This window comes from Ornithinimicrobium sp. (assembly GCF_035267225.1).
GTDB lineage: Bacteria > Actinomycetota > Actinomycetes > Actinomycetales > Dermatophilaceae > Ornithinicoccus.
On the sequence record NZ_DATFMA010000031.1, the window covers coordinates 37846 to 50623 of the forward strand.

The window sequence follows — 12778 nt, forward strand, 5'->3', positions numbered from 1 at the left end:
CTCACTCCTGGTTGGGTGTGGAGCTGGTGTCGGGGTCTGAAGGTGGAGCGACCACGGCGGTCGCCCCGTCGATGCGAACCACCTGGACGAGGGTGCCCGGCGCGATCGTCAGGTCCACGGACTCGGTGCGGGCGGACCAGTCCTCACCGCGCAGCTTGACCATCCCGCCGCGGTCGGTGACCTCCTGGAGCACCTCGGCCCGCTGCCCGACGTTGGCGTCGGTGTTGGTGGGAACTGCGGGGCCGGTGAGGTTGAGGCGGCGCAGCAGGATCGGGCGGATCAGGGCCAGCAGGATGAGCGCGGCGACCACGAAGGTCAGCACCTGGACGGTGAAGCCGCCGCCGAGGTAGGCGGCGACCGCCGCGGCCACGGCGGCGGCGGCGAGCATGGTGAAGACGAGGTCCAGCGAGGCGATCTCGATCAGGCCGAGAACGAGAGCCGCGCCCAGCCACCACAGCCACTGGGTCTCCCGCAGCCACTCCATCGCGCCTCCCTTCGCCGTCCGCTCATGGTAAGCCCCGGGTCCGACACGACTGACGCGGCCGACGTGACCGGCGCTACCAGAGCCCGGAGGCCTCCAGTCGGCGAGGCGACGCGCCGCGTCCCGCCGGAACCTGCGCCTTCTGCAAGGGTGGGGGGTCGCTGCCCAGGGCCTCGGCGATCAGGGCGAAGACCTGCTCGGTCTCGATGAGGAAGGAGTCGTGGCCGTGCGGCGACTCGATGACCCGTAGGGCGCGGCAGGCGGGCGCCTGGGCGATGACGGCCCCCTCGGACGGGGTGAACAGGCGGTCCGAGCTCACCACCGCCACGGTGAGATCCGCCGTGATCCGGCGCAGCGCCGACTCGACCCCACCGCGGCCCCGGCCGATGTCGTGGCCGTTCATCGCCTCGGTCAGCACGAGGTAGGTATTGGCGTCGAAGCGGCGCACGAGCTTGCGACCATGATGGTGCAGGTAGGACTGGACGGCATACCGCCCCCCGGCGGCCGGCTCCTCGCCGAGCTGCGGCGCGGCACCGAAGCGGTCCTCCAGGTCGCCGGCCGAGCGGTAGGTGGTGTGGGCGATCTGTCGGGCGACCTCCAGGCCGTTGCGGGGCCCGGGGCCGGGGTAGTAGTCACCACCGACGAACCCGACGTCACCGCGGATCGCCTGGATCTGGGGCGTGGCCCAGGCGATCTGGTCCGCGCTGGCGATGGCGTTGGTGGCGATGGCCAGGCACCGGCGCACCCGGCCCGGATGGCCGACCGCCCACTCCAGGGCGCGCATGCCGCCCATCGAGCCCCCGAGCACGGCGGCGAAGCTCGTGATGCCCAGGGCGTCGGCCAGGGCGACCTCGGCGGCGACCTGGTCGCGGATGCTCAGCCGCGGGAAGCTCGAGCCGTACGGGCGGCCGTCCGGGGCCGGACTGCCGGGCCCGGTGGACCCCCTGCACCCACCGAGCACGTTCGGGGCGATGACGCAGTACTCGTCCGTGTCCAGGACGCATCCCGGGCCGATCAGGCCCGGCCACCACCCCGGCGTCGGCTGCCCCGGCCCGGGGTCGCCGATGACGTGCCCGTCGCCGGTCAACGCATGCAGGACCAGCACGGCATTGTCCCCGGCGTCGTTGAGCCGGCCCCAGGAGTGCACCGCCATCCGGGCGTCGAGGATCTCCTCCCCGGTCTCGGTGACGAGGGTGCCGATCCGCACCGAGCGCACCCGCGCTGCCGCCCCACGAGAGGGCGGCAGCGCGTCAGCAGAAACAGTCATCAGGACCCTTTGGCGGCGATGAACCCGGCCTCGAGGTCCGCGGTGATGTCGTCGATGTGCTCGAGGCCGACGGCCAGGCGCACCAGACCCGGGGTCACTCCCGCGGCCAGCTGAGCCTCCGCGCCCAGCTGGGAGTGCGTGGTGGAGGCCGGATGGATGACCAACGAGCGGACGTCGCCGATGTTGGCGACCAGCGAGTGCAGCTCGAGCGCGGAGACGAACGCGCGGCCCGCCTCGGCCCCCCCGGCGATCTCGAAGGCCAGCACCGCCCCCGCCCCGCCGGGCAGGTACCGCTGGGCCCGCTCGTGCGAGGGGTGGCCCGGCAGCCCGGCGTAGGACACCGACTCCACCTGCTCATGCTCCAGCAGCCACTGCCCCACCGCCTGGGCGTTCTCCACGTGGCGCTCGATCCGCAGCGACAGCGTCTCGAGACCCTGGGCGATCAGGAAGGCGTTGAACGGGCTGGCGGCCGGACCGAGGTCGCGCAGCAGCTGGACGCGCGCCTTGAGGATGTAGGCGAGGTTGGCCCCCAGCGCGCATCCGACTCCGAGATCGCGGGCGTACACCACGCCGTTGTAGCTCACGTCCGGTGTGTTGAAGCCGGGGAAGCGCTCGGGCTGCTGGGCGTAGTCGAAGTTGCCGCTGTCGACGATGACCCCGCAGATCGAGGTGCCGTGACCGCCGATGTACTTGGTCGCCGAGTGCACCACGACGTCCGCGCCGTGCTCGATCGGGCGGCAGAGGTAGGGGGTGGCCACCGTGTTGTCCAGGATGAGAGGAACCCCCACCTCGTGCGCGGCATCAGCGATCGGGGCGATGTCGAAAACGTCCGAGCTGGGGTTGGAGATGGTCTCGCCGAAGAACGCACGGGTGCGCTCGTTGCTGGCGGCCTTCCACTGCTCCGGGTCGGCGGGGTCGTCGACGAACGTCACGTCGATGCCGAGCTTGGGCAGCGTCACGGCGAAGAGGTTCTGCGTGCCGCCGTACAGGCTCGGTGAGGAGACGATGTGGTCTCCGGACTCGGCGACGTTCAGGATCGCCAGGGTGACCGCCGACTGGCCGGAAGAGACGAGCAGACCGCCGACGCCGCCCTCGAGGTCGGCGATGCGGTTCTCGATGACCTCGCTCGTCGGGTTGGTGATGCGGGTGTAGATCGGGCCGAGCTCGCTGAGGGCGAACCGGTTGGCGGCCTGGTCGGCGTCGTCGAAGACGTAGGACGTCGTCTGGTAGATGGGCAGGGCGCGGGCGCCGGTGGCCGCGTCGGGACTCTGACCGGCGTGGATCTGACGGGTGGCGAAGGACCAAGACATAGGTGGCTCCAAGAGAGGAAAGGGTGCCGAGGGCTCGGCTGGGGGCAGGAAGAACTACGAGGGGCGGATGCCGCTCGCCGGGGCGCTGAAGGGCGTTGGGAAGGCCTTCTCAGCTGGCACACATTCGGCGGGACACTGGCGTCTCCTCGGTCGGTCCGTTCATCAGGTGCCTTTGTCTAACACCCGGCTCTTGCCGAAGTCAATTCGCTCTACCGGGGCGCGGATCTCGATATTCCGAAGGTTATGCGTCCAAGAGCTTCAACACTGTGGAATCTCCGGCCCCGCGGTCTTCAGGCCCCGGGGTTGGATCGCGTCGGCGGCTCTGGTCGATGCCGGCTCGGCGGCGAAGTGTGCGGCGTGTCGCCTCACTGGTGAGCCCGGGCCGCGGTGGGAGATCAACCGCGGCCCGGGTCGGGCCACCGCGCTGCCGGACCCCTGACATCCGGCAGTGCGGCCGTCTATGGGGTCCCGGGCGCCTCGTCGTCGCGCCGGCGGAACAGGCCGACCACCCCGAGCACGATGAGCAGGGACCCGACGGTGACGATGGCGGCGGGAACCACGAAGGACCAGTCGATCGCCAGGTCCAGCGTCTGCAGCCCGAGCACCAGGGTGCCCACCGCGAGTGCGATGGCGCCGAACGCCACCGTGGGCCAGGACACCCCGGTGGGCCGTGCGGGTACGTCGGCCGTCTCGTGCCGGTCGGCGGCGGGGTGAGCGTCGTCTCCCTGGCCAGGGCTCTGCCGGCCCGGCTGTGGAGCCGGCGGGTAGTGCGGGCGGGTCCGCGTGGTGTCAACGGGTCCGGTCGCCTCGGATGCCGGCTCCGACGGTGCGCCAGTGGGGTCGTCCTGCGGGTGGCTGCTGGTGCTCATGACGTTGGCTCCTGTTCGATGACGATCTCGCCCACGCCGACGCTGGCGTCGACGACGAGCTCCGGGCGGCTGTCCTCGCCCAGATTGACGACCTCCTGGACGCCCAGGCCGCTGGTCGTGTCGTTGGTCCGGCCGTCAGAGAAGCGAGGGACCGAGGTGTCGGAGCCTTCGGAGGCGTCACGCAGGCGCAGCTCGCCGGCGCCGATGCTGGAGTCCACCTCCACGGCGAGGTCATCGGGCACGAGGATGGTCAGGCTGCCCGCTCCGAGGCTGACCTCGACGTTCCGCACGTCGTCGAGATCGCCGGCCGGAATCCGCGTGAGGTCGAGCTCGGCCTCCCCCGCCGCCAGGCGGTAGTCCCGCAGCTCGGCGGTCGATGTGGGGGCCCAGGTGGCTTCACCGCTGCGGCCCTCCCACTGCAGGTTGGCCGGCAGCGGGGCGGCGAGGAGGGCCGCGAACACGCTGACGCCGGTGAGGAAGCCGACGAACCCGGCCCGGCGTCCCGCGACACCGAGGCCGAGCACGAGCAGTCCGAGCACTCCGGCGGAGACCGCCAGCGCGACGCTCAGGTCGTTGCCCGGCAGGCCAGGGCCCTGGGCCGCCCACAGGGCCGCGGCCAGGATCACCAGCAGCAGGCCGAGGGCGAGCACGGCCGCCGGGGCTCCGCCGCTGCGGCGACGCGGCCGACGGGGGCGCGGGGGCGTCGGTGGGGGCAGTGGAGAGGAGCCGGCCCCGGTCCCCCCGGTCCCGGGAGGGGGCGGTGGCGGGCTGCTCGAGCCATAGCTCGTACCGGCGGGGGCGGCCGCAGCGGGCCCCGGAGCGGGAGGCCCGGTGGTGGCACCCGGCGGTGGGGGAGGCGGCACCGTGGCGGATGAGGTGGGGGCAGCGGCGTGGGAAGCGGCGGCCGTCCCTCCGGCCGCCGTGGCCTCGCCCGGCGCGGCGCGGCGCTGCCACAGCGTCCATGCTCCATAGGCCAGCAGTGCGGTGACGACCAGCCCGACCAGTCCGAAGCCCCCGTCGAAGCCGAAAGCGCTCCCTGCCCACCAGGGCAGGGAGCCCAGCAGGACCAGGCTGGTGATGACCAGCAGGAAGACGGAGGACCCCGCGCCGTGGCGCAGTCCCTGCTCGACATGGGTCTGCTCCTGGCTGTCGGGGATGAGCGCCCACGCCACCAGGTAGAGCAACAGGCCCAGCCCGAAGAAGATGACCAGCAGCACCGCGCCGGCGCGCACGACCAAGGGGTCGAGGCCTACCCGGTGCGCGAACCCGGCGCAGACGCCCCCCAGCCAGCCGTCAGGACTGCGGCGCAGGTCCATGCGGCGGAGCCGGTCGAAGAACCCGTCGTCGGGGTTCGCGCCTGCCCCCGGCTCGGGTGCGGCGCTGGCCGCCTGGGTGTCGGAGGACGTGTGCTCGGTCATGTCTCCACTGTGCTCAACGCGGCCCCGAGCCGCCATCAGGGTCGCCCCTGAAGCCACCCTGATCCATGCCGGGATGCCCCTGAGCACGCTGTCCGAGCGAGTCGGCATGGGTGAGGATGAGGGCATGGCGCGTCCTCGACCGGCACCACACGGCACACCGGCCGTGCGGCCTCCCCTGGTGCGCCCCAGCGGCTCGAGGGTGCTGGCGGGGGTTTCCGCCGGGCTGGCCCTACACCTGGGGGTGCCGGTGCTGGGGGTGCGCCTGGTCTTCCTGGTGCTGATCATGCTCGGTGGGGCCGGCGCTCTCGCCTACACCTTCCTGTGGGTCTTCGTTCCCCAGGGTGAGGCTTCACCCGCGACGGGCCCCGTCGGCCCGGTCGGCCGTTCGGCCCAGGCCACCGGGGTGCTGCTTCTGGGCCTGGCTCTGCTGGTGGCGGGGCTGGCTCTGAGCAGCGGGCTGCAGGTGAACACCTCGTTCTGGGTGCCGGTCGTGGTCATCGCCGCCGGTGCCGTGTTCGCCTGGGCGCAGCTGGACGAGACCACGCGACGGCGCTGGATGCCCGACGACCCGCGCCGCCGGGGCGTCGTCCTCGTGTGGGTGGGCATCGGCTTGGCCGTGGCGGTCGTCGGCCTGGTGCTGCTGACGACCCGCCAGCGCGCCCTCACCGAGCTCTGGGCCGTGATCGTGCCGGTCCTCGTGGTGCTGGTCGGTGTGGGTGTCATCGTCGCCCCGTTCGCCACCCGACTGTGGGCGGACCTACGCACCGAGCAGACCGAGCGCATCCGGGCCACCGAACGCGCCGACATCGCGGCTCACCTGCACGACTCCGTGCTGCAGACGCTGGCGCTGATCCAGCGCTCCTCCGGCGACCCCCAGGTCACCCGCCTCGCCCGCGCCCAGGAGCGCGAGCTGCGGCAGTGGCTGTATGCCGGCCCCCCCGGCCCCGAGGCCACGCTGGCCCGTGCGGTCGCAGAGGTGGCCGCCGAGGTCGAGGATCTCTACGGGGTGCCGATCGACGTGGTGCTGACGGGCGACCATGTCGCGACCGAGCGCACCGACGCCCTGGTGGCGGCCCTACGCGAGGCCCTGGTCAACGCGGTTCAGCACGGCGCCCCGCCTGTCTCGGCGTACGTCGAGGTGGGGCAGGGGCAGGTCGAGGCGTTCGTGCGCGACCACGGCCCCGGCTTCGAGCTGGACGAGGTCCCCCCCGACCGCCTGGGGGTGCGAGAGTCGGTCGTAGGGCGGATGAACCGCCACGGCGGCCTGGCGCGGGTGCGCGCTCTCGAGGACGGCACCGAGATCAGCCTGAGCCTGCCGCTGTACGAGCCGGCCGGAGTGGAGGAGAGCAGCGATGGACGCTGAGCAGGTGACCCGGGTGGTCCTCGTGGACGACCACCGCATCTTCCGGGTGGGTGTCCGCGCCGAGCTCGCCGATGTGGCCCCGGACGTCGAGGTGGTGGCCGAGGCGGCCGACGTCGACACCGCGGTGGCCCGCGTGCGCGAGCATCGTCCCGACGTCGTGCTCCTCGACGTGCATCTGCCGGGGGGCGCCGGGCATGGGGGTCGGGACGTCATCCGGGGGTGCGCCGGGCTGACGACCGAGGTGGGGCAGCCTGTCCGCTTCCTCGCGCTGTCGGTCTCCGACGCCGCCGAGGACGTCATCGCAGTGATCCGGGCCGGGGCTCGCGGCTACGTCACCAAGACCATCGGTGGAGTGGACCTGGCGGCGGCCGTGCACCGGGTGGCCGAAGGTGACGCGGTCTTCAGCCCCCGGCTGGCGGGCTTCGTGCTCGATGCGTTCGGGGCGGCGGCCGGCGAGGTCGCGGAGGTCGACGAGGAGCTCGACCGGCTGAGCACGCGTGAGCGCGAGGTGATGCGTCTCATCGCCCGCGGCTACCAGTACAAGGAGGTCGCCAAGGAGCTGTTCATCTCGGTCAAGACCGTCGAGACCCACGTCTCCTCGGTGCTGCGCAAGCTGCAGCTCTCCTCGCGGCACGAGCTCACCGCCTGGGCGATGGACCGCCGCCTGCTCTGAGTCGTGCCGCCACGCAGCGGTGCCCGGGTGGACACGCGGTAGCCCGTCGTGATCGGCTGACCCGCCGTGGGTCTGTCCGTGGTGCTCGCCCTGACGGCGGCCGTCTGCTACGGCAGCTCCGACTTCGTCGCCGGCCTGCTGTCCCGGCGCGCGCACTACGCCCGCGTCGGGGTGACGGTGCAGGGTGCGGCGGCAGCGTCGATGGTGTTGCTGCTCGTTCTGCGCCCCGGTCCCACCCCGGACGCGGCGTCGCTGCTCTGGGGGACCCTCGCCGGAGTCGGCGGGGCCGTGGGTGCGCTGGCGCTCTACCGCGGGCTGGCCGCAGGCACCATGAACGTCGCTGCCCCCCTCTCCGCAGTCGGCTCAGCCGGGCTGCCCGTGGTCGTCGACGTGGCCCTGGGGGAGTGGCTGTCCCCCTCGGCCATGTTCGGGGTGGCGCTGGCCCTGCCGGGCGTCTGGCTGGTCTCGCGGTCAGCGCAGACGCCGGTCCCCGGCCGCATCGGCGCCGGAGTGGTGGACGGCCTCCTCGCCGGAGTCGGCTTCGCCACCCTGTTCGTCGGCCTCGACCTGGCCGGCGACCAGCACGGCCTGTGGCCCGTGGCCGCGTCGCAGGTGGTGTCGTTCGTGCTGCTCGTCGGGTTCGCCGTCGCGCTGCGGCCGGGGCCTCCGCGAGCCAGCCGATGGGCCGTCGTGCCGGGCCTGCTGGCGGTGACAGCGGTGCTGCTCTTCACGGCCTCCACCCAGCTCGGCTCGCTGACGGTGGCTGCGGTGATCACCTCGCTTTACCCCGCGGTCACCGTCATCCTGGCTCGGATGGTGCTGCGGGAGCAGAGCCTGGCCAGCCACACCGTCGGGATGGCGCTCTGCGCGGCCTGCGTGGTGGCCTTCGCCGTGGGCTAGAGGCTGACCTGCTGAAGCTCGCTAGCGCGCGACCCAGAGGGGAAACCCGATGAACACGACCACGGCCATCAGGAGCAGGAACACCACCAACGCGCCGATCGGGCTGTGCAGGATGCGGGGGAACGAGGACCCGCCGTCGGCCCGGTCGACCTGGTCGGCGATGCGCATCAGGTGACTCTTGTGCTGGCTGGGGTCGCTGGCCTCGTGGGCCGGTCCTGGAGGGTCAGGATCGGGGGTGTAGCTCGGCGCCATGGCTCCTCCTAGAGGTTGATCATGTGTCCGGCGATGCCGTGCACGGCCTCCTTGACCGACTCGCCCAGGGTCGGGTGGGCGAACACGTTGCGCGCCACCTCGTCCGCGGTGAGGTCCCAGCGTTGGGCCAGGGTGAGCACCGGCAGCAGCTCGGTGACGTCGGGGCCGACGAGGTGGGCACCGACGATCTCGTGGAACTCCTTGTCGGCGATGACCTTGACGAAGCCCGTCGACTCGCCGAGACCGGCGGCCTTGCCGTTGGCGCTGAAGGGGAACTTGGCGACGGTGACGTCGTACCCCTTCTCCTTGGCCTGCTCCTCGGTGTAGCCCATCGAGGCGATCTGCGGCTGGCAGTACGTGGCGCGGGGGATGAAGTCGTACTCGACCTCCATCGTCTCGGCGCCGGCGATGGTCTCCGCCGCGACGATGCCCATGGCCTCGGCGGTGTGGGCGAGCATGAGCTTGGCCGTGACGTCCCCGACGGCGTAGACGCCGTCGACGCTGGTGCGGCCCCGGCCGTCGATGGCGATGGCACCCCGGTCGGTCAGCTCGACGCCGATGTCCGCCAGGCCGTACCCCTCGACACGAGGCACGAAGCCGATGGCCTGCATCACCTTGTCGGTCTCCAGGGTCTGCGAGTCACCCCCGTCGGCCGGGGAGACGGTGACCTTGACCTTGTCGCCCGAGTCGTCGATCTTCTCGACCTTGGTCGAGGTCATCAGCTTCACGCCGAGCTTCTTGTACTGCCTGGTCAGCTCCTTGGAGACCTCCGGGTCCTCCAGTGGGACGATGCGGTCGAGGAACTCCACGATGGTGACGTCGACGCCGAAGTTGGCCAGGACGTAGGCGAACTCCACCCCGATCGCCCCCGACCCTGCGATGACGATGCTGTCCGGCAGCTCGTCGGTGAGGATCTGCTCCTCGTAGGTCACCACCCGCTCGGAGAGCTCGGTGCCCGGCACGAGGCGGGTGTAGGCGCCGGTGGCGATGATGAGGTTGTCGTAGGTGAGCTGCTGCGTGTCGCCGTCGTTGAGCTCGACGTCCATCGACGTCGGGCTGGTGAGGGTCCCCCAGCCGTCGACCTCGGTGATCTTGTTCTTCTTCATGAGGTAGTGCACGCCCTTGACGATGCCGGCGGACACCTGGCGGCTGCGCTTGTGGGTGGGGCCGTACTTCATGGTGGCGTCACCCTCGATGCCGAACTTCTTCTTCTCGTGGGTGAGAGTGTGTGCGAGCTCGGCGTTGCGCAGCAGGGCCTTGCTCGGGATACACCCGACGTTGAGGCACACCCCTCCCCAGTACTGCTTCTCCACGACCGCCACCGACTTGCCGAGCTGGGCCGCGCGGATCGCCGCGACATACCCGCCAGGCCCGGCACCCAGGACAACGACGTCATAGTGATCAGCCATGGCGTCAGTATGCCGTGCGCCGACGGGCGGGGCGAGCGAGTCCGCTGGTCAGGATCGCGACGGCGGGGCCGCCGAAGCGTCGCAGTCGCACGCCGTGTTCGGACATGCGCCGATGGCGTTGCCGGGCCTAGTCTTTCGCTGAGGCGCAGCCTCGACTCAGGCTCGCTGCGATGGGTGGTGGGTGATGAGCGCCGAGTCTCTTCCGTTCGTCGGTCGCGCTGCCCTGCTCGAGCGCGTGCGCCGCCACGTCGAGGCCGGTCAGCACGTCCTCCTTCAGGGGGCTGCTGGGGTGGGCAAGACCCGGCTCGCCACCGAGGTGCTTCGGGACGAGGGGCTGGTCGTGCGGCCGATGGACCGGCTTCTGGCCGACGAGAGCCGATCCGAGGTCCTGCTCGGTGTGCTCGCCCCGGTGGGTCCACCCACGTCGGTCACCGTGGAGGACCAGGCTGCGGTGTTCGGCTGGTTCATGCGGCACTGGCGGGCGCGAGGCACGGCGGGGCAGCCCCCGCTGGTCTGGGTCGACGACATCCAGCACTGCGACCCGCTGTCGGCCGCGATTCTGCGCCACGCGGTGGCTGCGGGGACGGTGCAGCTCGTCGCGACGCACCGCACGTCCGAGCCGCTCGGCGAAGGGGCTCAGTCGATGGTCACCGAAGGTCTTCTCGTCCCCGTCACGGTGGACCCCCTCGCCCGCCCGGACGCCGACGCGCTCGCCCGGGCCGCCATGTGCGCCCGGCCCCGGCCGGCCATGCTCGACCCGCCGGTGCTCGACCGGCTGCACGAGCTCGCCGCCGGCAACCCTCTGTTCCTGCGCGAGCTGGTGGCCGGAGTCAACGGCGGTGTCGACCTGCGGGCTTCGACGACGCTGGTAGGGCTGATCGAGCGCCCGCTGCGATCCCTGTCCGCGTCGTGCCGGCGCACGCTGGAGATCGTCGCCGTGGCCGAACCGGCCCCGGAGCGACTCCTGGTCTCCCGCCGCGACGACATCCACGTGTTGGAGAGCCGGGGACTGCTGGCTCGTCGTCACGGCGAGGTGCGCGTCGACCACCCCCTGCGGCGAGCATGGATCCGCCGCGACATCGGCCCGGCGCTGCCCGAGGTGCTCGCCGACCTGGTGGGCCTGGTTGAGACGGCGGACTGCTCGGACGAGGTGGACCCGACACGGTTGATCGACTGGCAGTTGCAGGCCGGACTCGTGCCCCGGCCGGACGATCTGACGCGTGCCACCCGGCTGGCGATCGCGCGTCGCGACGGGCCGACAGCCGTGCGCTTTGCCGACGCTGTCCAGGGTCCTGCGGGCGACCTGTTGCGGGGACAAGCGCTGGTCACCTCCGGACGCCTGGAGGAAGGACTGGAAGTGCTGGCCCAGGCAGCAACCGACTGGCCGGCCCAGGTACGCGCCGAGGCGGCGTTCGCCCGAGCCACCTACCTCGGTCTGATGCTCCAGGACTTCCCCGGTGCCCACGCTGCCCTGGACGCCGTGGACGACCCCACCATGCCGGCCGAGCACCGCCGCCACGTCATCAGTGGTCGCCTGTGGCTGTGCATCTTCGGCCCGATCGGCGACACGGACGCGCTGAGGCTGGCGATCGACATGGCGTTGAGTGGTCCGGACGACGCGCTCGCGTTCGAGCTCTGCCACAGTACGGCCGCGGTGCTGCACCAGGTCTCCAACGACCCCCGGGACCTCCGGTCGCTTCTGGTCCGTTGCGCTCGGCTGGAGCAGGCGCCAGGGGTGAGCTCGACGGCGTTCGCCCGATGGCAGGCGGTGCGGGCGTCGTGGGAGCTCTGTCAGGGGCACGCCGACGCGTCCGTGGGCATCCTGCGTGCGGCTCTGGACAACGCGCAGGCGCACCACGATCTGGAGAGTGTCGCGCTCTTGGCCGGCAACGTGGGTTTTGTGCTCGCTCTGACAGGCGATCTGAAGGAAGCGGTGAAGGCGGGTGAGGTCGTGTCGTCGGCTCCACCGACCGATGACTGGTACTCGTTCCGCAACCTTGCAGAGCTCGTGCATCGCGGGAACGTGTGGTTGGTCGCGGCGGGTCCGGATCCGCCCCCGCTGCCCCCGGCGCGTGCACTGCACGGCGGAACCGACCTCGCTCAGCTCTTCGCCACCCGAAGCCACGTGCTGCGACGTGAGGCCCGCGCAGACGCGGGCGCTGACTCGGCCCTGCTGGCCACGCTGACCTTGCTGGTTCGGAACCGCAAGCACTTCTGGGCGGCCCTGTTCGGGCTGGAGGTGACCTCGCTCGCCACCAGCCGGGAGGTGCACGAGCTGCTCTGCTCCTCCAGCCGCGAGGTGCCCGGGTGGGGGCTGGTGGCCGTCGGTGGTGCCGCAGCGAGGGCGCGGCTGGATGGTGACGGTCCGGCGCTCGTGCGCTGCGCCCACGACCTCGAGTGGGCGGGCCTGCACGCCCTGGCGCTTCGGGTGGCGGCCGACGCCAGTGCGCTGCTGGCACCGGACACCACCGACGGTCGACGGGCGCGCGCCGCCGTGCTGCGGGCAGCGCGTGTCTACGACGGGCGGTACCCGCGGTGGTTGGACGGCATCGAGAGGCTGCCGACACCTCGCCAGATGGATGTGGCCTGGAGGGTGGTCGACGGTGCGAGTGCTACCGAGGTGGCTCGCGACCTCGTCCTGTCGTCGCGGACCGTACAGAACCATCTGCAGCGCGTCTACGCGATGCTCGGCGTCCACGGTCGCGACGAGCTCGCGGCGATCCTGCGCGCGCCGCAGCGTCCGCCCGGCTGGCGTCCCGGTGACTGGTAGGTCGTTCTTCCCCTCAACGTTCTACTCAACGTGCGACTCGGCATACTCAGCCGCCCCGCACCCCCT

At 71.8% G+C, this 12778-nt stretch carries 11 protein-coding genes; 4 read left to right on the forward strand and 7 right to left on the reverse strand.

Annotated features, from left to right (window positions below; genetic code table 11):
* Nucleotide 1: 1 nt before the first annotated feature.
* The 5 genes from VJ976_RS02020 to VJ976_RS02040 all read right to left on the reverse strand — a co-directional run bounded on the left by VJ976_RS02020 (nucleotide 2) and on the right by VJ976_RS02040 (nucleotide 5345).
* Entirely contained in the window at nucleotides 2-484 is a 483-nt protein-coding gene (locus VJ976_RS02020; RefSeq protein WP_324098395.1) for an NfeD family protein, read from the reverse strand.
* A 73-nt stretch (nucleotides 485-557) separates the two neighbouring features.
* A complete protein-coding gene (metX, locus tag VJ976_RS02025) occupies nucleotides 558-1748 on the reverse strand; it encodes a homoserine O-acetyltransferase MetX (protein WP_324098397.1) in 1191 nt (396 codons plus the stop codon).
* Complete coding sequence (locus VJ976_RS02030; RefSeq protein WP_324098398.1) at nucleotides 1748-3058, reverse strand: bifunctional o-acetylhomoserine/o-acetylserine sulfhydrylase; 1311 nt, start codon at nucleotides 3056-3058, stop codon at nucleotides 1748-1750. Before VJ976_RS02030 ends, metX begins: the two co-directional genes overlap by 1 nt.
* Before the next feature lie 458 nt (nucleotides 3059-3516).
* Complete coding sequence (locus tag VJ976_RS02035; RefSeq protein ID WP_324098400.1) at nucleotides 3517-3927, reverse strand: hypothetical protein; 411 nt, start codon at nucleotides 3925-3927, stop codon at nucleotides 3517-3519.
* The gene (locus VJ976_RS02040) at nucleotides 3924-5345 is read right to left on the reverse strand and encodes a PspC domain-containing protein (protein ID WP_324098401.1); all 1422 of its coding nucleotides are present in this window, start codon (nucleotides 5343-5345) and stop codon (nucleotides 3924-3926) included. Before VJ976_RS02040 ends, VJ976_RS02035 begins: the two co-directional genes overlap by 4 nt.
* Before the next feature lie 106 nt (nucleotides 5346-5451).
* Between VJ976_RS02040 and VJ976_RS02045 the strand changes: the two genes are divergently transcribed.
* From VJ976_RS02045 to VJ976_RS02055, 3 genes are all read left to right on the forward strand, one after another.
* The gene (locus tag VJ976_RS02045) at nucleotides 5452-6708 is read left to right on the forward strand and encodes a PspC domain-containing protein (protein WP_324098402.1); all 1257 of its coding nucleotides are present in this window, start codon (nucleotides 5452-5454) and stop codon (nucleotides 6706-6708) included.
* Nucleotides 6698-7381 carry a response regulator transcription factor gene (locus VJ976_RS02050; RefSeq protein WP_324098403.1) on the forward strand — a complete coding sequence of 228 codons (684 nt, stop codon included), beginning with the start codon at nucleotides 6698-6700 and terminating at the stop codon, nucleotides 7379-7381. Before VJ976_RS02045 ends, VJ976_RS02050 begins: the two co-directional genes overlap by 11 nt.
* Nucleotides 7382-7447: 66 nt before the next feature.
* Nucleotides 7448-8281 carry an EamA family transporter gene (locus VJ976_RS02055; RefSeq protein ID WP_324098405.1) on the forward strand — a complete coding sequence of 278 codons (834 nt, stop codon included), beginning with the start codon at nucleotides 7448-7450 and terminating at the stop codon, nucleotides 8279-8281.
* A 21-nt stretch (nucleotides 8282-8302) separates the two neighbouring features.
* Here the strand turns inward: VJ976_RS02055 and VJ976_RS02060 are convergent, their stop codons facing one another.
* Nucleotides 8303-8533 (reverse strand): hypothetical protein, encoded by a 231-nt coding sequence (locus VJ976_RS02060; RefSeq protein ID WP_324098407.1) that lies wholly within the window; start codon nucleotides 8531-8533, stop codon nucleotides 8303-8305.
* Between the two features lie 8 nt (nucleotides 8534-8541).
* Entirely contained in the window at nucleotides 8542-9942 is a 1401-nt protein-coding gene (gene lpdA, locus VJ976_RS02065; protein ID WP_324098408.1) for a dihydrolipoyl dehydrogenase, read from the reverse strand.
* Between the two features lie 184 nt (nucleotides 9943-10126).
* Here lpdA and VJ976_RS02070 point away from each other — a divergent pair, with 184 nt between their 5' ends.
* Nucleotides 10127-12712, forward strand: a complete 2586-nt coding sequence (locus VJ976_RS02070; protein ID WP_324098410.1) for a helix-turn-helix transcriptional regulator — start codon at nucleotides 10127-10129, stop codon at nucleotides 12710-12712.
* The last annotated feature ends 66 nt before the right edge of the window (nucleotides 12713-12778 follow it).